The sequence below is a fragment of the Bacteroides sp. NSJ-39 genome (assembly GCF_014287315.1).
Classification (GTDB): domain Bacteria; phylum Bacteroidota; class Bacteroidia; order Bacteroidales; family Bacteroidaceae; genus Bacteroides; species Bacteroides finegoldii.
In genome coordinates, this window is record NZ_JACOOB010000001.1 from 539504 (window position 1) to 560201 (window position 20698).

Sequence of the window (20698 nt, forward strand, 5' to 3'; positions counted from 1 at the left end):
CTTATAAAAAAATCATACATGGACAGAACATTACACAATGCAAACAATGCACAAAGAATTCTAGAACTGACGGCAGACACAATGTTGCTGATAGACAGGAATGGTATCTGCGTGGATATCGATTCTCATTGCGATTTATGGTTTCTGCAGGAAGAAGTTCTTTTAGGGAAGGATATCTTCGAACTTTTGCCAGAGCGGACAAGGGATAAGGTAATGCCGGTGTTCGAGACGGTGATCGGGGAACAGCGGAGTGTCAGCAAAAACTTCAAGCTGGAGCTGAAGGATGAGACATTCTATTTCAAGTGTCTCATGTATCCGTATAACGACATGGTGCTTTGCCAATATCGGGATATCACGCAAAGAAGTAACGTGAAACGCCAGTTGGAGCAGGCAAACCGCACGTTGCGCGAGATTCAGAAGGTGGCACAAATCGGACATTGGACGTATAATACGACGGAAAATGTGTTCCATTATACAGGATACACGGGAGTATTGTGCAAGGAGGATGTGCAGCATATCTCTTTCGATATGTACAAGCAGTTAATAATGGAGGAGGATCACCCGGCTTTCGAGAATTGGTGCGAAAAGAATGTGTCGGAATTCAATCAGGAAAGTATCAGTTACCGGATCCGGCTGGACGGGGATATTTTCTATGTGCGTATCCAGACTTATCTGCGGGAGGAATTGCCCGACGGCAGTTGCAATATAGAAGGGTATATCCAGAATATCACTGTTCTCCAACACCGGAGGAATGATATCAATACACTGACTCATGCCATTAATAATGCGAAAGAGAGTATCTTTGCCGCCAAACCCGACGGTACGGTGATCTTTGCCAACCGACGTTTTCTGTACAATCACGGTCTGGTGGATAATACGGACATCAGCCGACTGAAAATCTATAATATCGTTGCAGATATGCCGACCGAAGAGGCTTGGCAGAAACGGTGCAGGAATGCGGTGCAGAACGGCAGCAATACGTTTATCGCGCATCATCCCTCCAGAATTCATAAGGATATTCTGGCTTACGAATGTACGATGTACAACGTTATCAGTGATTCCGGTGAAGAGAGCTTCTGGTCGTTCGCTCATGACATTTCGGAAAGAATGAGGTATGAGGCGCAGATCAAACGGCTCAACCGGATTATGGATACGACGATCAATAATCTCCCCGCAGGGATTGTGGTGAAAGAGATTAACAATGATTTCAAATATGTATATCGAAACCGAGAATCGTACAACCGCGATCATTTCAGTGATAATCCGGTGGGTAAGAATGACTATGACTTCTATCCGCCGATTGTAGCGGAAAAGAAGAGGCAGGAGGATATTGAGGTAGCTGCTACCGGAAAAGGACTGCATTGGATCGCTGAGGGAAAGGACAGGAACGGGAATCTGATTATTCTTGACAAACGGAAGATTAAGGTGGATGGTGACGAGTTGTCCTCTCCTATCATCGTCAGCATTGAGTGGGATATCACGGAGCTGGAGATGATAAAGCGGGAACTCCAGCTGTCGAAGGAGAAAGCGGAGATGTCCGACAATCTGAAATCGGCTTTCCTCGCCAATATGAGTCATGAGATCCGCACACCGCTGAACGCGATTGTCGGTTTTTCACATCTGATAACTGAAAGTGATGACGCGGAAGAACGGAAAACGTATTATCAGATTGTGGAAGCCAACAACGAGCGTCTGTTGCAACTGATTAACGAGATTCTCGATCTTTCGAAGATTGAGTCGGGAACGATTGAGTTTTCATTTGGACTTACGAGTCTGCATAATTTGTGTCAGGAGATACATGATGCGCATATATTCCGCACACCGGAGGGTGTGCAACTTGTCTATGAGCCTTCGGACGAAAGCCTGCGGATAGAGACGGACAAGAACCGTGTGTTCCAGGTGATTTCGAACCTGATCGGGAATGCGGTAAAGTTTACGAAGGAAGGTAGTATCAAGTACGGTTATGAGTTGGTGGATGGTCAGATCGTATTTCATGTAACGGATACGGGCACGGGAATCGAACCGGAAAAGGTGGGACGTGTGTTCGAGCGTTTTGCCAAATTGAATAATCATGCTCAAGGGACGGGACTGGGATTGTCTATCTGCAAGTCTATCGTGGAACGGCTCGGCGGACAGATTTCCGTCAGTTCAATAGTGGGCGTGGGCACAACGTTTACGTTTACTTTGCCGTACAGCACACAGGAAACGCCCAAAGAGGTCGATTCGGAGATGAAGACAGTGCTCTACAAAGAGGAGGTGCCGCAGAGTGGAAACGGCATATCCGCGAATGAAGGAACGGGAAAGGAAAAGATACATATGACGAAACAGATCTGTATCCTGATTGCCGAAGATACGGACAGTAACTATGATTTACTGAACGCTATTCTAGGCAAGCAGTATCGTCTCGTCCGTGCTAACGATGGTATGGAAGCGGTTCTCTTGTACGATGAGGTGAAGCCGGATCTGGTCTTGATGGATATCAAAATGCCGAATCTGGATGGACTGGAGGCTACCAAGATTATTCGCGAACTGTCTGCTACGGTCCCTATTATCGCTCAGAGTGCTTTTGCCTATGAGCATGATGTGAAAGCCGCGATGGAAGCGGGTTGCAATGACTTCATAGCGAAACCGATAGCTCAGTCGAAACTGAAAGAGGTAATCAATAAGTGGCTGACGACGGAATGACTGTAAATGGTTGACGACGGAATGGCTACGAATGGCTGACGACAGAGCGGCTGTGCCCGAATCAGAATATTGTGTGAGGATAAAGTAAGATTATTAAGATTATTATGAAAGCCTTTTATAGACTGTTCTACTATTTTTCTATCCTGCTGACAGGTGTTTTGGCAGGCGTTACCCTAGTGGGTGCTTTTGCCGGAAACACTGCACCGGAGAGTTTCAAACTTATCCCTTTTATCGGTCTAGGGTTGCCTGTACTTTTATTGGCTAATCTGGCTTTTGCCATTTATTGGACGGTCCGCTGGCGGTGTTGGGTTTTCCTTTCTCTCATTGCTTTATTCGGTAATTGGGGGTATATAAGTTGCGTCCTTCAGTTTCCTCTTTTCAGCCCGGCTTCGGAGCCGATAGCCAAGCTGGGAACCTATACACCCGGAATATTGACCGTAGCGACTTACAATGTGGATGCTTTCAACCACGAACACATGGGGTATTCCTGCAAAGGTATTGCTACTCAAATGCAGAATCTGCAAGCGGATATCCTCTGCTTGCAGGAGGTCGGTATCAATTCCTCATTTAACATTGACAGTGTATGTGCCGCTTTTTCTAACTGGCCGTATCAGTATGTTCCTTCCGCTCCCGAAGGAAAGGAGCTTTTGCAACTGGCTGTTTTCAGCCGTTATCCTATCAGGGAACAGAGTCTTATCACCTATCCTGACTCTAAGAATTGCAGCCTGTGGTGTGACATCGAAATACCCGGTCGCACGATCCGCCTGTTTAATAATCATCTGCAAACAACGGAAGTGACCCGTAACAAAAGAGAACTGGAAAAAGAGCTTTACAAGGAGGATACCCAAAAAGCGGAACGTGCCGCTCTGACTCTGATAGACGGTCTGCACGAGAACTTCCGGAAACGTGCCGGACAAGCTGATGTCCTCAAACAACTGATAGCCGACTCCCCTCATCCTACCCTCGTTTGCGGTGACTTCAACTCTCTACCGTCTTCTTATGTCTATCACACCATAAAAGGTGACAAGAAAGGTGATAAGAAAGGTGACAAAAAAGGTAACAAACTGCAAGATGGCTTCCAGACAAGCGGACATGGCTATATGTATACTTTCAAATTTTTCAAGCATTTACTAAGAATCGACTATGTCCTCCACTCTCCGGAACTGAAAAGTACGGATTACTTTTCACCGGACTGGAGTTATAGCGATCATAATCCGGTGGTGATGAGGATGAAGCTATAAAAAAAAGAAAGCCGAACAACTGCAAAATTGTCCGGCTTACTTTTATATAGAAATTCTTCTGTTTATTCTAGAATGTAAATTTGACTCCTAATTGCATCTGCCATGCACTACCTGTAGAAGCTGTATAATCCCATTTAGAATTTTTTTGGAACGCTTCACGAGAAGATGCATTCATCTGATATGTTAGAGGTTCTCCTACTTTACTTGCTGTTTTCAGTAATCTTACATTATCGTAACTTTGTAAACCACAAGAACGATAAGCACCCCATTTTGAATTTAACAAATTGCCAATATTTAACATATCAAGACTTACTTGAATACCATATTTGCGATTACCAATCTTTGCATAAAAATCTTGAGCGATCTTCATGTCAAAACGATGGATCCACGGTTCTAAAGAAGAGGCACGTTCTACATACTGCCCTTTACGTTCTGACAAATAAGAGTCACTATTTACATAATTCCAAAAGTCCTCTTGTTGCTCCTCTGCTGTATAAGTTACATTATTTTGCTTATCTTTAATATCCACAAATGTCATTTCATCCTTAGAAGCAGGTACATACATCAAATCAGAATAGTTTCCATCACCATTTATATCATTATAATACGTATAAGAAAAACGTCCTTGTTGGTAACCGGTATAGAATAAAGATACGGTCGTTTTCATATTTGCATAAGCAATTTCATAAGACGCATTAGCAATCAAACGATGTGGAGTAGAAAATAAGGAATAAGAAACACCTGGATCATTCAATGAATTAACTGCAACATTATTCTGCCATACTGAAGCCGCCGATGAACCTGGATTTGCTGTCATATCTTTAGCCATTGTATAAGTGTACCCAAATGAACCTGTAAAACCAAAATCAAATTTCTTCGTTAGTACTGCATTAAAAGAATACTGATAACCTTTTTCATCTCCATTGGTCAATTGTATGACTGTTTTAGTTGTAGGATTGTCATAATAATTGTCTTTAGTCCAATATACACGTCCTGGTTGTTCATTATAGGTTCCAGAAGGAGCCTTTTCATTTATATTCTTCTGAACAACATTATAAACATCACGCGTATACATAATACCTACAGAGGCCATAAATCCATAAGGTAATTGGAACTCCGCATTCACATTACTACGCCAAACCTGAGGCATTTTAAAATCTGGATCTACATAAGCAATGGTTCCCGGAACATCATTTCCTGGAGTCGATGGAAACATATCAGGATTTTGGCTAAGAGTTTCTTTATAATTTGGATTAAAAGCAAAGTTTGCCGGCAATTCCAAAGTTGAGAATTCAACCATATTTTGCATCTGTCCTGCATTAGTTGGCTGATTAGTGAACCAGACAAATGGCAATAGACCCGTAAATAGACCTGTACCTCCAGTTAATACAATAGAACGATCACCCTTAACATCCCAATTAAAGCCTAAACGAGGAGAAAGTAACAATTTGCTTTTCGGCCATTTAGAAACATCCACATTTATCCCATTAAATGACTGTTTCTTGATAGCAGCATTTCCCGACAAATCATCAAAATATAACGGCAAATCAAAACGCAATCCATACGTCAATTTAAAATTAGGTGTAATAGAATATTCATCTTGTGCATAGGCTCCTAACATACCAAATGTCAATTCAGCTCCTGGAGCATCTTTTCCATTATACCCATACGTAATACCATATAATGATGGTGCCTTTCCTGTCATAAAATCATCCATAGAGGCATAACGGTAATACCCATAAGGAGCACGTAAATATGAATTCATGAAATACTGTCTTTCAAATGTAGCACCGGCAGTTATCAAATGGTTTCCTTTATTAATAGTTACATTGTTAGTAACACTAAATACATTATTCTCGACATCATTAAAAGGAGTAAACAATTCTGTACCTAATGTCATATATTGTTTACCATCTTTATAAATATCAACCATTGGAAATGCATCCCCCTTAGCTGTACGAGAATCACGAATATGGGTATAAGTTACCAATAATTTATTTTGCACTGAAGAGGAAAAATTACTATTCAATTCACCAGAAAGAGACGTTACAATATTTCTAAAACCATAATTAGAATTTCCAAATGCAAAAGCATCTACCCCGTAACGATTGGAATTCGTCTTAGTCAACACAGAAGAAGTCGAACTAATACTAGCATCATTCTCTGATTTTACCGTATTAAAACGTAAGGACAATTTATGTTTTTTATTGATATTCCAATCCAAACGAGCCATAATTTTCCAGTTCTTGCTCTCGAAATCATCAAATTTATCATAACTTCCAGGATCATATCCATATTTATCCTTTACAAAATTACTTATTGTCTCCAAATCCTTTATCCAAGTTCTAGAAATATGATTTTGATTATCCCCATTTCCACCTTCCTCTTGACTGGGAGTCCACAAAATACCAGGGCTATTGCTATTTTCCAATTCTCCATTTACAAAAAAGAACAATTTATTTTTTATTATCGGAGCTCCCAAAGTAAATCCATACAAACTAGATCTATAACTTTCTACATTAGGAACGTCAACATCGTTAATAGATTTTCCTATAAAGTTCTTTGGTTTCTGATATGTATAGACTGTTCCTTTCAATTCATTGGTACCACTCTTGGTTACAGCATTAATAGAAGCTCCCGTAAAATTAGAATACGTAACACTATAAGGAGAAACATTGACGCTAATTTCATCAATTGCATCAAGTGAAATGGGTTGTGCATCCCCACCTGGCAAGTTATTAGTACTTAAACCAAAATTGTTATTCAACGCTGCACCATCCACTGTTATTGTATTATAACGTCCATCACGTCCAGCAAAAGAATTACTGCCACCCGCATAAGGAGAAAGTTTAGTAAAGTCGGTAATACTACGATTAATAGTAGGCAATGTCGTTAATTGACGCTCACTCACATTCGTCACAGTCCCCATCTTTTCCACAGTTTTCTGTGCTGTCACAATAACTTCATCCAGTAACTCAGAACTTTCTTTTAAAACAACATTTAAAGTGTATACTTCTCCTAATGATAGATTTACACCTTTATAAATAGCAGTCTGATAACCAACATAAGATACTTCTACTTTATAAGGACCACCTGTACGCATACCTTGTAAACTAAATTGTCCACTAACGTTAGTCACAGTACCGTAACGAGTACCCGATGGTTCATGAATCGCAATCACTGTCGCTCCAATGATAGGCTCATCTTGCGCTGTAACTTTACCACTCATGCTGGAAGTCGTAACTTGTGCATTTACTGTAGCAATAAGCATCAGCATCGCTACTACTAAAAAAGATCGCATTCTCTTTTGCATAATGTAATTGATTAGTTAATACTAATTGTTTGATCTTAAAACTGCGGCAAATATAATTAATATTATTTAGAACTACGTTACGATTATACTACAAAATTTTAAGAGAGATAAACATTTTATTGCGTTATAAAACAATAAAGGCTCTACAAGCATTGTAGAGCCTTTTATTTTGAAACTGAAAGTATTAGAATTATTTCAGTCTATTACTTTCTCTAGTCAGTCATTAACTTTCTGTAACGAACACGCTTGGGTTCTTCATTGCCTAAACGTTTCAATTTATTTTCCTCGTATTCGGAATAAGAACCCTCAAAGTAGAATACATTGGAATCGCCTTCGAAAGCAAGGATGTGCGTACAGATACGGTCGAGGAACCAGCGGTCGTGGGAAATAACAACCGCACAACCGGCGAAATCTTCCAATCCCTCTTCTAATGCCCGCAATGTATTCACGTCGATGTCATTGGTAGGTTCGTCGAGCAACAGCACGTTCCCTTCTTCCTTCAGTGCCATCGCCAAGTGCAGACGGTTCCTTTCACCACCGGACAATACTCCGCAAAGTTTTTCCTGATCGGCTCCGGAGAAATTGAAACGTGAAAGATATGCACGCGCATTCACATCACGTCCACCCATACGAAGCAATTCATTGCCACCCGAAATAACCTGATAGACACTCTTATTCGGATCAATATCCTTATGTTGCTGGTCGACGTACGCCACCTTTACAGTCTCTCCTACTTCAAATTCGCCTTTGTCTACCGATTCCAGCCCCATGATCAGGCGGAACAGCGTTGTTTTTCCTGCACCGTTAGGGCCAATCACACCGACAATACCGTTAGGAGGCAGCATAAAGTTCAAATCGTCAAACAACAGTTTGTCTCCGTATGCCTTTGCCACGTGCTTGGCTTCAATGACTTTGTTGCCCAAACGAGGACCGTTAGGAATGAAGATTTCAAGTTTTTCTTCCTTCTCTTTCACATCCTCATTCAAGAGTTTGTCGTAAGAGTTAAGACGTGCCTTACCCTTTGCCTGACGGGCTTTAGGAGCCATACGCACCCATTCCAACTCACGCTCCAAGGTCTTACGGCGTTTGCTGGCTGTCTTCTCCTCCATTTCCATACGTTTGGTCTTTTGTTCCAACCAGGAAGAGTAGTTACCTTTCCAGGGAATGCCTTCACCACGATCCAGTTCGAGAATCCATCCGGCAACATGGTCGAGGAAATAACGGTCGTGCGTCACTGCAATAACTGTTCCCTCATACTGTTGGAGATGTTGTTCCAACCAGTCGATAGACTCTGCGTCCAAGTGGTTGGTAGGCTCGTCAAGCAACAGAATATCAGGTTTTTGCAACAACAAGCGGCAGAGGGCGACACGACGACGCTCTCCTCCGGAGAGATTTGCCACCGGCTGATCTTCGGGCGGACAGCGAAGGGCGTCCATCGCACGCTCCAGTTTGCTATCCAGATTCCATGCGTCTGTCGCATCAATGATATCCTGCAACTCTCCTTGACGGGTGAAAAGAGCATCCATCTTATCCTGATCCTCATAGTATTCAGGCAGAGCGAATTTCTGGTTGATTTCTTCGTATTCCGTAAGTGCGTCCACAATGGGTTGAACGCCTTCCATTACTACTTCTTTTACCGTTTTTGTGTTGTCCAAATAGGGTTCCTGCGCCAGATAACCCACAGAATATCCCGGCGAGAATACAACTTCTCCCTGATAGGATTTCTCCAAACCTGCAATAATCTTCAACAAGGTAGATTTACCGGAGCCGTTCAGACCGATTATACCGATCTTAGCTCCATAGAAGAATGACAGGTAGATGTCCTTCAACACATTCTTATTGGGCTGGAAAGCTTTGCTTACTCCAACCATCGAGAAGATAATTTTTTTATCGTCAGCAGCCATATATTAATAATGTATATTGTTGATAATGGCACAAAGATAAGAAAAATGTTTGAAATCTTTTGGAGTTATAAAAAAATGTTCTACCTTTGCACCCGCATTCGAAAGAAAGCAAACAAGGATTGATTCGCTAGCTCAGCAGGTAGAGCACAACACTTTTAATGTTGGGGTCCTGGGTTCGAGCCCCAGGCGGATCACAGAAACGCTGGACAGAAATGAACAGTAAATGTACAACTCCTACAATATCAAGGTATTGTAGGAGTTTTTCTTTGTATAATGTCTGTGACCTAAGACACGAAAAGGTCACAAAAAGACACACTTTCGTGACCAATTCGTGACCTGTCCACCCTCTAAGATTTTAGGTCACGGAATGTCCAAAATTGACGGTTTGTTGTCTTGATTTGTCCGTACTGCAAATATCTCATTTTCAGTTCATCAATTTAAGTTTGTAACTAAAAAAAGAGATTATGAGAAGTACTTTTAAGCTACTCTATTTCGTCAAACGAAATGCAGTAAAGAAGAACGGCAACGCACCGATTATCGCACGTATCACTATTGACCAAGTTGTAGCCCAGTTTAACACCAAGCTGGAAATAAATCCGGCTCACTGGAGCGTGGAATTAGGCAAAGCTTCCGGCAGAACCGCAGAAGCCGTACATATCAATTCCATGCTGGAAAGTATTCGTAGCACAGTTCATCAACATTACCATGCGTTAATGGCGCAAGACGGATATGTAACCGCAGAACTGGTAAAGAACGCTTTTTTAGGCAAGATAGCAAGGGAACGGACTTTGATAGAGTTCTTCAAACAGCACAACGAACAGTATTTGCAAAAGGTTAAAATGAATACCACAGACAAAACCTACTCACGTTATGAACTGACAAAGAAACGGCTTATGGAGTTTATGAAGTTTAAATACTCCGTTTCCGATATGCTCATTAAAGATATAAATGTGGTATTCATTGAAGATTTCCTGTTGTATATCAAGAATAACTATGGGTGCAGCCATAATACGGCGATGAAGTTTGTACAACGCTTTCGCACGGTGGTAAACTTTGCCAAGAATACAGGTTTAGTGACTGCCGACCCTTTCGGGAGTTATCGGGTAAGGTTTGAGCGTACCGATAGGGATTATCTGACTATGGAAGAAATTACCGCTATTTACAATCACGAGTTCAGCACTAAGCGACTGGAACAAGTGCGTGACTTGTTTATTTTTAGCTGCTATACGGCACTTTCTTACATTGACGTATGCGAACTAAGACAAGAGGACATTCGCACCGGATTTGACGGTAATTTGTGGATTATACGGAAAAGACACAAAACGAATGTTACATCTACCGTCCGGTTGCTGGATATACCAAAAGCCATATTGGAAAAGTACAAAGATAAATTGCCAAACGGTAAGATTTTACCCATTATCAGCAATCAGAAAATGAATGATTACTTAAAAGAAATCGCAGCCATTTGCGGAATTGAAAAGACCTTAACCTATCATGTCGCAAGGCATTCTTGTGCGACTTCGGTACTGCTTGCCAATGGTGTTCCCATTGAAACGGTATCTAAGATTTTAGGTCATACCAATATCCGGACTACTCAAATTTATGCGAGGATTACCGATTTGAAGGTAAGTAACGACATGGAAATGTTGGCTCAAAAGCTGGACGCTGCACACAGGATTGCCAGCCGATGAAATCATGTTATCGTCAGATAACAGCAAGGTGTGATTTGTGGCACACAAATCTATTTTCCGTGCCGCAAAACACCTTGGGCAAATTCACTCCGAAGTCGTGTTGCCAATTAAAAAAAGACATTCCCTAACTAAAGATTTTCGCTCGTCGGGACGGGTGGTCCCGCCCCTTGCCGCTGGGCGTTCCCCGACCGATGAGTTGTTAACTAGTCAGAAACAATAAAATACACAATATCAGTTTATTTATTTTCATACATACAATATAATTTCTCAATGAAATAAGTTATATTTGAAGTCATAATTGTAGATTCTATTAAAATAAGTTTAAACCCATGAAATACGGAAGACATCAAATTGATAAAGCAGGAGAGATTATCATGTCCTCAAAAAACAATGAAGATTATGATAATGCAATGTTAAAGATAAATGAATGGAGAACATTGCATCTTCCTGCTTTAGACACTTTACAAAAAGAACTACTCTCTTTGTTAAATCCAAACAAAACTGATATTTTTTTAACATCTAGAAGATTAAAAAGAATCACCTCTATTTTATACAAACTCGATATTAATCCAGAAATGCGTTTAGGAGGAATGCAAGATATTGGTGGTTTTAGAATTGTGGTTAATGATATTGAAGCTTTACTAAATACTAAAAAGGTTTTATCTGAAAATATTCCTACAAGCTTTGATTTAGTTAAAATCATGGACTATATTCAAGAACCTAAAGAAAGCGGATATCGTAGCATTCATTTTATTTACAAGTATAAATCCACTGACGATAATACAGACGGCGCAAAAGTTGAATTACAAATAAGGACTAAATTGCAACATAGCTGGGCTATGGCAGTTGAAACTGCTGGTTTAATAACAAGCACACCCCTAAAATCTAGTATGGGTTCAGATGACTGGCTGACTTTTTTCAAAATTGTAAGTTCTCTATTTTCGATTAAAGAAAAGCAGCCTATTCTGAAAGTGCACAGAGAACAAGGATATGACGTACATGGCTTGATGAAGCTACTATACGCAATCAATGTCGAGCATAATCATAGTGACACATTAAAAGTACTAAATGTATCAGGTATCCAGGCTAAGAAAGAGAATTTCAAAAACGGCTATTATATATTAAATATTAACTTTGAATCAAAAATCGTAAAAATCAGCGCCTATTCAAAAGAAAAAGAGAACGAAGCATCTATGGCATATTCAGAATTAGAAAAAGGAGTAACAGATAAATGTAATGCCGTTGTTTTAGTGTCAGTTCCTAAAATGAAAGAATTACAAGATGCATATCCTAGTTATTTCCTAAACACATCAGAATTTCTTTTAGCTATTGACACAATGATGGAAAATTGCAAAAAAATGAAACTTATTCCTTCTTGACCAATATAAAAACTTTCATCCTTTGCTAAAGATTTTCACTCATCGAGACGGGTGGTCCCACTCCCTTGCCGCTGGGCGTTCCCCGACCGATGAGTTTATTTTGCAATCCTGCAATCTTGTTTTATTGAAATATTGATAGCTTGATTGATTGAAAGCAAGATTTCAATATGGCAGGATTGAATGAAAACAATAAACCATTCAATATTGATTGAAATACTGAATGGTTTATTTATTTCCAAGAATATAATTACTTGCGAAAAGAAAATAAAACTCGCATCATGTATCGTTTTCATCCATTCTTCGGAGCAGACTTTTTTGCAATGTTTCCAAATACCGAGTTCTATTTATCTTACGGCTTCGCATTTCCAAATAAGAATGATATAAATCACCAATATCTATACTGAACACATTTTCAAAATATCCTGCAATCTCTTTTAAAGTAGCCGTTCCTTTATTAAAATCCCCATTCGCTTCTAAAGCATAAATCAGTTCTACCAACGCCCTTTTAGAGCCAGTCCAACGCAAAATAGTTTCTACAATCTGTCCGTTATCCGCTTTGCGCTGTACAATACGCTCCAATTCTTGCAATCTGTTAGTCAAATAGATTTTCAACAGTTCGTTGGTAATAATTTTAGCCACTTTAAAATCATATCCGGTTGAATATAGAGGGTCTTTATCAATATGGGAACTGTCTGTACATATTCGTAAATCGTTTTGGTTTCGGGTAAAATAATACCTATCCAAATAAGTAGATTTAGAACGGTAATACTGATAAAAGTCCAAGTTCCTACTGAAATAAAACGTCAAACTATCCAATTCTTTATATAAATACTCTCTTTGTGCAATATCACTACCGGTAGGATATTTACTCTCAATGACATATATTTTATTGTAATACAAATACTTGCTCAATACTTCCGGCTTATACTCCTTAAAAAAAGAGATTTCTTCCGTTTCATCAGCAAACTGATAAGCTAATATATATTTTCTCAATTCATCACATAAAGGCTGAATAAAACGCATCATATGCAAAGCACTGTCAATGCCCATACAATCATCTATACCGAGCTTTTCTATCTCTGTATTGATTTGGAACAATATCTTATCTACAAATTGCATAGAATATCTTTGAGCTGATTATAAAGACCTAATACTATCTCTATATCGCCTTAATTCTTTTTCTCCAGCATTTTTTATAGCCGAATCCAGTTCATTAAGAACTCTAACTCTATCATTAGGTATCATTCCGACAAACGGGACAGTGTTTGATACCGTATTTCCTAATAAAGTTGTTTTTATATGAAGTCTTGAAATAAAAGTCCGTAGTTCCAGCAACCTTTCGTGTTCGGTAGCTTCTACAAAAGAACCACGTTGTATTTCCTCGTATAATTCTGATTCGGAAAATACGGTCAGTGATACAAAGTTTATGGTAAAGGGGTGTAACTGATTAAACACATTGGCAGTATTAATAGCGTTCCGCTCTCCCTTGCCTTTTCCTGCAAGCCCTGTCAGATACACGAGGTTATATCTGATATTTGCTTCTTCCAGCTTCTTGCATTGCTCGATAATATCATTAGCCGTATATCCCTTGTTCATTGCTGCCAATGTATTATCATCGCCCGATTCTGTTCCGATACTGATACCGTCAAAACCTAAATGACGCAGGTTCTTCAATTCTTCTACTGTTTTTGGCTTAATATCTGAAATCCGGGCAAACATACCGATACTTTCACAATGACGAAGATATTTCCTGATTAGAAGACCTAAATCCAGCAGCCTGTTATAACTTAGCACAAATGGATTAGCCCCCGTTAAAAATACTCGCCGGGCTTTGGGCTGGTAACTTTGTATCACTTTCAAATCTTCTTCGACTTCCGTAATGGGAGATAGACGAAACTTTGTTCCGTGATATAAACTACAAAATTTACACTTGTTGTGAGTGCATCCGGCTGTTACCTGTAAGAGTTGAGAACTTGCTTCGTATGGTGGTCGCCATACTTGTCCCGTAAAATGTAATAGTTCCATATAATTATAAATTAAACACTTGGAATTAGTTATTTTTGATATTTTTGTACTGCAAAGTTAGGATGTTCTTTTCATGAAAAGAAGAACTATACTATCTGTCAGCCACTTACGTTTGAGTTAGTTTTTCTCAATATCAATGTATTTAAGGACGAAAAAATGCGAAAAAAGTTAGATTACGATTATTGTTCTGCTTCCCCTATACTGGAATGGCTGGGTGACAAATGGGCTTTAGTTGTCCTATTGAAGCTACATGAGAATGGAGTAATACGTTTCAATGAACTATACAAAACAATTCCCTCTATATCGGAAAAGATGCTTTCTACTGTTTTACGTTCATTGGTGACGGACGGATTAGTAGGTAGAAAAATATATCCCACAGTACCACCCAAAGTGGAATATTATGTATCTGAATTTGGAGAAACTTTAATCCCTCATTTAGAGCAGTTGAAACAATGGGGGCAAGAAAATTTTGAAATGATAATGGAGAATAGACGGAAAAATAAGTATTGAAATTTAGTGCAAGGTGCAAGTATATATCTATATATATAGCTTGCACCTTGCACTAACCTTAGAATGTTTATTTTCAACGGTTTGCATAATCCAAAAATAATGCGTACATTTGAACCCAAGATGTTGGCAGACAGACACCGGACAACAGCAGACAGTTTTTAAGGACTAAAGCGTGACGGATGCAAAGCCGAAATTTCTGAAAGTACTGATATTGAGGAAGAAATAACGTTTGGTTCATAACCCAGGCGGATCACTTAGGAGAAATGAAAATACTCCGACAAACTAAGACAAAGCTCTTTAAACCAGTGGTTTAAGGAGCTTTTTTCTTACCCGCTGGATAATATTTTTGTAATTGAGGAAAATATAATTGGTAAATTATTTGGCAGACAGAAATATTTTACACTTTTACAAGTATGTAATATACATCGCTATGAATGATTCGAGCGGAAAGACGATAGGTATCTCTTGCTTTTTTCACAGATAGCATAAAAAAATAAAATCTCTATATTTTTTGAAACCTCTGCCACGATATGGCATAGCTGCCATAATACTTTTGCAGTGTCAATAATGACAAAGCAACATTTAAATCTCAACATTATGCCAATTATGATTAATCGTGGGAAAGAAATGCTTCGTATTTCACCCAAAGACAACAAGAAAATTGAGTATTCAACCAATCAAGGCCGTACATGGGTGGTTCGCTACAATGGCTCATCTAACACTGGAGCTTTTAGCGACTTAATGGACTCAGGTAAGGAAATTCTCGGAACAACTGACAAAGGACTGTTCTATTCTACCAATGATGGAAGAACCTGGGTACTCCGCAAACGTTAATTGTGATTTGGAACTGTATCAGTTACGATGCAGTTCCATTAAAAAAGATAGAAATGAAGTCTCAATTTTTCATAGCACCATCAATAGAGACAGTCGTAACAGAGACCTCCGATATTTTTAGTGCTGGTTCACCTCTGATTAGTTTAGATATCGCCGACATAAGCTCCATTACAAAAGATGCAAGCAATGTAGTTTTGCTTGAAGGATATGCCAATGGCTCATGTCGTATATCCGATTCTATAGAAGATGCAATTGTAAAAATATGTACTGTTGCAAAGGGTTTTGATTTGTTCTCCGCAACCGCAATATTAGTTCATCTAAGTTATAATGAAAAGGAGCCAATTCTTTCAGCAGACTTGTCAGAATTATCGCAATTTGTTGATATGTTTCAGGCGGACACTTCTATTATATGGGGACTTTCATGTGACAAAAACATTATGGGGGACACCGTAATAGCAAGACTTATAGCATCGAACTTAAAATTAAAAAATATCAATTATTAGAATTATGGCAACAAAAAAATTAACCAATGAATTTATGGAGAAAATTCTCAATGATTCGGCATGGACAGAACTTTCAGAGAATTTTGCATGGACAGAACAGATGCTCGAAAAGCACAAAAACAAAGTAGATTGGAAAGCGATTTCCAATAACAACAACATTGTATGGACTCCTGCAATGCTGGATAAGTTCAAGAAATTCATCGACTGGCAAGAACTGTCAAGTACCGGTTGCGAGACAATCTTGACAGAAGAGTGCTTAGAGCAGTTTGAAGACTATTGGGATTGGGGAAAGCTTTCGGAAAATAGAGAACTTGAATTAAATTATCTGTTAATCGACAAATTCATTGATTATTGGGATTGGTCGGAACTAATCGATCGTTGGCATGACGAAAAACTGTACAATGCTGATTTTCTCGAACGTTATGCCGATAAGATTCCGTCAAGTCAACTGCAAGATTCTCGCCTATGGAGGGAGCTTGTAGAAGAGCGAGCTAAAGAGCTTAAACTTGAAGTAATAGCTTAATATGCAGAAGAGCCTTATTTAACCACCATAAATAGAGCATGAAAGTTTGTGGAACACTTACCGTTCCGCAAACTTTCACCATAGGTATTCAAATAAAATAAACGCCATGAATCATGTAGTAAGAATGTGTGATTTGAGTTTCGACCCGAAACTCTTTGAGACTTTCCATTGCGGTACAGCCTTGGACGAACTTTTGAGTTCACACCAAGGGCTGCCCCGTGGTGTGAACTATATGATTATCGGCGACCCCGGTGTGGGTAAGACTACCATTATTCTTGATATGTTGGCCAACATGCAGAATCGCTATCTGAAAGCCCGGATTCTCTTTGTGAGTGCCGAAATGCATGAGATAGACCTCACTGTATATGTAGAGAGATATCCGAAATTCCGGACGCTGCCCATCCTCTTTGTAGAATCTGATTTCGACAATGAAGTTCACAATTGGGATATGGTCAAAAACGTTGTTGAACAAGGATGGGACATAGTAGCCATTGATTCATTTTACGAATTGCAAGGTATAATCAAGGATGAGGAAAACATTCGCATGAAAGATGCGGAAAGCTGGCTTATACAGCTTATCAAAAAGCAGAATAAAGGACAGAACAGCCGCTCCCTCAATCGTACCTTCCTAACCATCCAACAGGTGACGAAGTCCGGTAATTTTGTAGGCTCAAACAGATTGAAGCATTCTATTACCGCAATGATGGAACTCCGCTTAGAGAACCCTAAGAATATTTATTCCGACCGTTTCATAACTTTTTCAAAACACCGCCGTGGTGATGTCGGAGTAAAGCTTTTCTACAGTCTAAGCAACACCGGAGATGTTTCGTTTAATGAACAACGTTTCTTCCAAGACCGAAATATAAAGCAAATGCAGAGCGACGTGGCAGGGCAGATACGTGACTTTGCTGACCAATTTGATAAACTTTTTACACCTGATTGATATGACCGATTCAGAATTTCAACTTAAAAAACAACAATTTATGCAGGGATTATGGCCGCAGAAGACTATATCCTTGAGCGGACTTGCATATGTGGGAGAGAATGTATATTCTATGGATGGGAAAGAAGTTACCGCCAGCTGTGTCTTTACAGATGCATACGACCGCATTATCGGCATTGACAGCCGACAAAGAAAGATGGTAAAAGAAGCATCAGGCGAAACCAGGCTGACAAATTACCGCAACTACATCAATGTGGCTTCGAATATGCAAAAGCCTAAATCTGTGGTAGTGATTGCTTCACCTCAAAACCGACAACTCACAGAAATAGTGCCTATTGTGGATGAGTATATTTCTCCGACTTTATTTTTTGATTTTGCTGAAATGATGGCAGAAGAAACCGGATATACGATATCGGACATCAAGTTCAATAATTTGGGAACCCCGCACGTTACCATTACTTATACCAATCCACAAGAGCACACGCATCTGTTTGGACCGGGAGAAGATTTCATGATGGATGGCTTCTATCTTGCTTGGACTCTATCACATGTAGAATTAGGACATTATTACGAGCGATTAGTGTGTTCAAATGGCCAGACTGTCAGAGAAGAGCACAAAGACGCTACCGTGTATAAGCTATCTTCTAATGAAATTCGCAAGATGATTGCACAAGTGAAAGACAAACGGTTCATTGCACAAGGTGTCGAGCAATTCGGAAAACTGTTTACTGTAGCGTCAACATCAAGAATCTCTTTATCAGAAATGGGGAAGGCACAAAAGATTTTGATTGCTCAAGGAATTGAAAAAGAGCAAGCGGAAACATTGATACCGTATGAGGAAACTCGTTCTGCTTACGAAAATGCAGGATATTATGACCGCCATAAAAACACTTGATAAAAGGCGAAGGAACTATTTGGGAAACATACAACGCACTTACTCAGTTTGCTACCCATACCCCGATATGGGAACATCATGATTATCGACGTATCAATATTATGAATGGTGCTGTCGGTCTATTAAAGAAAAAAACAGATATTATAAACTACATAGATATCTATTGATATGCAGACCCCATTCATCAAATACATAGCCAACACACAGCACTATGACGATGTGTTGGCGCGTGTGGCGTCGGTAAAGAAGACTCTGTGGATAGGTACAGCCGACATAAAGGATGTATATATAAAATCGGGAACGGCGGTAGTTCCTCTGTTAGCAGTATTTGACAAGTTAGTAAAGAGGAACGTTGCAATCCGCCTGATTCATGCCAAAGAGCCGGGGCCTATATTCAGAGAAGAACATGAGAAGTTTCCTGCACTGTGGTCGGCAATGGAAATGACACTTTGTCCACGTGTTCATTTCAAACTGATGATATTCGACATGGAAACGGCCTACATCGGTTCGGCAAACTTGACCGGAGCAGGAATAGGCATGAAAAGCGGACAAAGAAGAAACTTTGAGACAGGCATCCTGACAAATGAACCAACGCTGGTGGAAGCAGCGATAAATCAGTTTGATGAAGTCTGGCGAGGAAAATTTTGTGCAAAATGCGGCAGAAAAAGTTATTGCAATGACCAAATTCGTTAAAAAAACAGATTGAAAGTAAAGCATAACCTGTGCCGTATTTTTAAGTATCTGTTTTGAATTTAAAACGATACTTGTGTGTATTAAAATATAGCATGTAAAAACTTGCACTATATTTTTATCATTCCGTCGCAATGCCCGCATTGCTCTTTTGTTTTGCGGCTGAAATATTAATATGCTTATGAATTGGATGAAACAATTACGTATCAAATGGAAGATGCGTCGGTTCAAGAGACGTTTCGAGCGACCGGATGACTGCCTCCAATTGTCTCAGGACAAGCAGTTAGTCAATGTGCGCAAAAAGATACAGCGCATAGAGCGAAAAATTGCAGAAGTAACGAAAGTCGATCAAGAGGGATTTTTGAAACCGTTATCAGAGGGTGAACATGAATCTGTTAGAGAATTACTTCGCGATCGGTGTTACTTGTTGAATGCTCTTTTTGCGGCGACCCCAACGGAGATAGAACGTTTCTGCCAAGTCAATGACATACTGTTTGATTTGACCAAGAAAATGTACAGCCGGAGTGCAGCGTCCTATCGGCATGTTCTGACTACGTATGCTCCGGCATTTGATGACGATGTGGAAATCGAAGGTCGATTGCGGTTTGTTTTCAATGGCCCTGAGTCGGTTTTGCAACTGGAAAACGATGCTTATTACGGCTCGGATTTTCGGTCGATGATTGCGGTATTAAGCCATCTTGATGATTTGGACATAGAATGTTGTCATAATAGCCTTGATCTTACGAAAAGAGGCGACATGACTGATGAAGAGTTGGGGTTCAAGGATTGTTTGAACGATGGAATGACATGGGCAGAGGGTTGTTTGTGTCGTCCTGAGATGAACCATATCTGTATCTGCCATGCTGTACACGATCTCTGCACGCATAAGGAGTATTCGATTCCCGACCTGTTGCGTATGAACGATTTTTGGTGTGAAGTCGGTATTACTCATCAACACATTGTTGCGCAGGATGGAGCTCGTATGGGGTGGTGGGAAAACTATTCGTACGACGAGTTTGCAAAGAAATTACGGATTGAAGCGGAATATAGGCCCACCCATTTGCGTTTTGGTCAGTTTATTGCGATTCGGACGGCAGAACTATTCCCTGATGCCATCGGATCATCTGTTTGGTGTGGGGCGAATGATTGTTTCTATGATGACACAAAGGTCGATGACTATTTACTGGATATATATAATCAACTGCATGTTTGAATTTTATTGTGTAGGGGTACTATTTGCAATCCAATTTTTGTTGATTATATCACAGAGTAGTCTATTTCATAGCTGATCAGAATAGTATTTCAATTTTGAAAGTTGTTCTATATTACAAATATATCATATTACTGTGTTTACGTATGCATTTTTAAGCTGAGATATTCGACATGGAAACGGCATACATCGGTTCGGCAAATTTGACGTGAGCGGGAATAGGTATGAAGAGCGGACAAAGAAAAAACTTTGAGACTGGCATCTTGACAAATGAGTCATCGCTGGTGGAGCTGCAATAAATCAATTTGATGAAGTGTGGTGCGGAAAACACTGTGCAAAATGCGGAAGAAAG

16 protein-coding genes and 1 tRNA gene are annotated in these 20698 nt (G+C 39.8%); 13 read left to right on the forward strand and 4 right to left on the reverse strand.

The features are described from left to right. Positions 1-18: 18 nt before the first annotated feature. On the forward strand, positions 19-2685 hold the full coding sequence (locus tag H8S63_RS02445) for an ATP-binding protein (RefSeq protein WP_186925626.1): 2667 nt from the start codon (positions 19-21) through the stop codon (positions 2683-2685). A 104-nt stretch (positions 2686-2789) separates the two neighbouring features. Continuing rightward, complete coding sequence (locus H8S63_RS02450) at positions 2790-3926, forward strand: endonuclease/exonuclease/phosphatase family protein (protein ID WP_186925627.1); 1137 nt, start codon at positions 2790-2792, stop codon at positions 3924-3926. A gap of 67 nt (positions 3927-3993) precedes the next feature. Here the strand turns inward: H8S63_RS02450 and H8S63_RS02455 are convergent, their stop codons facing one another. Both H8S63_RS02455 and ettA read right to left on the reverse strand, forming a co-directional pair. Then, a complete protein-coding gene (locus tag H8S63_RS02455; RefSeq protein WP_186925628.1) occupies positions 3994-7239 on the reverse strand; it encodes a TonB-dependent receptor domain-containing protein in 3246 nt (1081 codons plus the stop codon). A 212-nt stretch (positions 7240-7451) separates the two neighbouring features. Next, complete coding sequence (gene ettA / locus H8S63_RS02460) at positions 7452-9143, reverse strand: energy-dependent translational throttle protein EttA (protein WP_007753297.1); 1692 nt, start codon at positions 9141-9143, stop codon at positions 7452-7454. A 121-nt stretch (positions 9144-9264) separates the two neighbouring features. Between ettA and H8S63_RS02465 the strand changes: the two genes are divergently transcribed. The 3 genes from H8S63_RS02465 to H8S63_RS02475 all read left to right on the forward strand — a co-directional run bounded on the left by H8S63_RS02465 (position 9265) and on the right by H8S63_RS02475 (position 12213). Then, positions 9265-9337, forward strand: a tRNA-Lys gene (locus tag H8S63_RS02465). A 270-nt stretch (positions 9338-9607) separates the two neighbouring features. Then, positions 9608-10834 carry a site-specific integrase gene (locus H8S63_RS02470; RefSeq protein ID WP_149967984.1) on the forward strand — a complete coding sequence of 409 codons (1227 nt, stop codon included), beginning with the start codon at positions 9608-9610 and terminating at the stop codon, positions 10832-10834. 329 nt (positions 10835-11163) lie between these two features. Next, entirely contained in the window at positions 11164-12213 is a 1050-nt protein-coding gene (locus H8S63_RS02475; RefSeq protein WP_149967982.1) for a RelA/SpoT domain-containing protein, read from the forward strand. Between the two features lie 276 nt (positions 12214-12489). Here the strand turns inward: H8S63_RS02475 and H8S63_RS02480 are convergent, their stop codons facing one another. After that, positions 12490-13332 carry an RteC domain-containing protein gene (locus H8S63_RS02480; protein WP_149967981.1) on the reverse strand — a complete coding sequence of 281 codons (843 nt, stop codon included), beginning with the start codon at positions 13330-13332 and terminating at the stop codon, positions 12490-12492. Between the two features lie 18 nt (positions 13333-13350). Continuing rightward, positions 13351-14238 (reverse strand): radical SAM protein, encoded by an 888-nt coding sequence (locus tag H8S63_RS02485; protein WP_186925629.1) that lies wholly within the window; start codon positions 14236-14238, stop codon positions 13351-13353. Between the two features lie 156 nt (positions 14239-14394). Between H8S63_RS02485 and H8S63_RS02490 the strand changes: the two genes are divergently transcribed. From H8S63_RS02490 to H8S63_RS02525, 8 genes are all read left to right on the forward strand, one after another. Continuing rightward, a complete protein-coding gene (locus tag H8S63_RS02490) occupies positions 14395-14748 on the forward strand; it encodes a helix-turn-helix domain-containing protein (RefSeq protein WP_149968164.1) in 354 nt (117 codons plus the stop codon). A gap of 597 nt (positions 14749-15345) precedes the next feature. Next, complete coding sequence (locus H8S63_RS02495) at positions 15346-15582, forward strand: hypothetical protein (RefSeq protein WP_186925630.1); 237 nt, start codon at positions 15346-15348, stop codon at positions 15580-15582. Positions 15583-15635: 53 nt separating this feature from the next. Further along, positions 15636-16085 (forward strand): hypothetical protein, encoded by a 450-nt coding sequence (locus H8S63_RS02500; RefSeq protein WP_186925631.1) that lies wholly within the window; start codon positions 15636-15638, stop codon positions 16083-16085. Between the two features lie 4 nt (positions 16086-16089). Beyond that, positions 16090-16608 carry a hypothetical protein gene (locus tag H8S63_RS02505; protein ID WP_186925632.1) on the forward strand — a complete coding sequence of 173 codons (519 nt, stop codon included), beginning with the start codon at positions 16090-16092 and terminating at the stop codon, positions 16606-16608. A gap of 106 nt (positions 16609-16714) precedes the next feature. Next, the gene (locus H8S63_RS02510) at positions 16715-17551 is read left to right on the forward strand and encodes a hypothetical protein (protein WP_186925633.1); all 837 of its coding nucleotides are present in this window, start codon (positions 16715-16717) and stop codon (positions 17549-17551) included. 40 nt (positions 17552-17591) lie between these two features. Continuing rightward, on the forward strand, positions 17592-18446 hold the full coding sequence (locus H8S63_RS02515) for a hypothetical protein (protein ID WP_186925634.1): 855 nt from the start codon (positions 17592-17594) through the stop codon (positions 18444-18446). 168 nt (positions 18447-18614) lie between these two features. Continuing rightward, positions 18615-19139, forward strand: a complete 525-nt coding sequence (locus H8S63_RS02520) for a phospholipase D-like domain-containing protein (protein WP_186925635.1) — start codon at positions 18615-18617, stop codon at positions 19137-19139. Between the two features lie 178 nt (positions 19140-19317). Continuing rightward, positions 19318-20349, forward strand: a complete 1032-nt coding sequence (locus tag H8S63_RS02525; RefSeq protein WP_186925636.1) for a hypothetical protein — start codon at positions 19318-19320, stop codon at positions 20347-20349. Positions 20350-20698 lie beyond the last annotated feature (349 nt).

Bases quoted from the DNA above. Each gene is read 5' to 3' on its own strand.
- H8S63_RS02445 (WP_186925626.1), top strand. From the start codon at position 19: ATGGACAGAACATTACACAATGCAAACAATGCACAAAGAATTCTAGAA.
- H8S63_RS02450 (WP_186925627.1), top strand. From the start codon at position 2,790: ATGAAAGCCTTTTATAGACTGTTCTACTATTTTTCTATCCTGCTGACA.
- H8S63_RS02455 (WP_186925628.1), bottom strand. From the start codon at position 7,239: ATGCAAAAGAGAATGCGATCTTTTTTAGTAGTAGCGATGCTGATGCTT.
- ettA (WP_007753297.1), bottom strand. From the start codon at position 9,143: ATGGCTGCTGACGATAAAAAAATTATCTTCTCGATGGTTGGAGTAAGC.
- H8S63_RS02470 (WP_149967984.1), top strand. From the start codon at position 9,608: ATGAGAAGTACTTTTAAGCTACTCTATTTCGTCAAACGAAATGCAGTA.
- H8S63_RS02475 (WP_149967982.1), top strand. From the start codon at position 11,164: ATGAAATACGGAAGACATCAAATTGATAAAGCAGGAGAGATTATCATG.
- H8S63_RS02480 (WP_149967981.1), bottom strand. From the start codon at position 13,332: ATGCAATTTGTAGATAAGATATTGTTCCAAATCAATACAGAGATAGAA.
- H8S63_RS02485 (WP_186925629.1), bottom strand. From the start codon at position 14,238: ATGGAACTATTACATTTTACGGGACAAGTATGGCGACCACCATACGAA.
- H8S63_RS02490 (WP_149968164.1), top strand. From the start codon at position 14,395: ATGCGAAAAAAGTTAGATTACGATTATTGTTCTGCTTCCCCTATACTG.
- H8S63_RS02495 (WP_186925630.1), top strand. From the start codon at position 15,346: ATGCCAATTATGATTAATCGTGGGAAAGAAATGCTTCGTATTTCACCC.
- H8S63_RS02500 (WP_186925631.1), top strand. From the start codon at position 15,636: ATGAAGTCTCAATTTTTCATAGCACCATCAATAGAGACAGTCGTAACA.
- H8S63_RS02505 (WP_186925632.1), top strand. From the start codon at position 16,090: ATGGCAACAAAAAAATTAACCAATGAATTTATGGAGAAAATTCTCAAT.
- H8S63_RS02510 (WP_186925633.1), top strand. From the start codon at position 16,715: ATGAATCATGTAGTAAGAATGTGTGATTTGAGTTTCGACCCGAAACTC.
- H8S63_RS02515 (WP_186925634.1), top strand. From the start codon at position 17,592: ATGCAGGGATTATGGCCGCAGAAGACTATATCCTTGAGCGGACTTGCA.
- H8S63_RS02520 (WP_186925635.1), top strand. From the start codon at position 18,615: ATGCAGACCCCATTCATCAAATACATAGCCAACACACAGCACTATGAC.
- H8S63_RS02525 (WP_186925636.1), top strand. From the start codon at position 19,318: ATGAATTGGATGAAACAATTACGTATCAAATGGAAGATGCGTCGGTTC.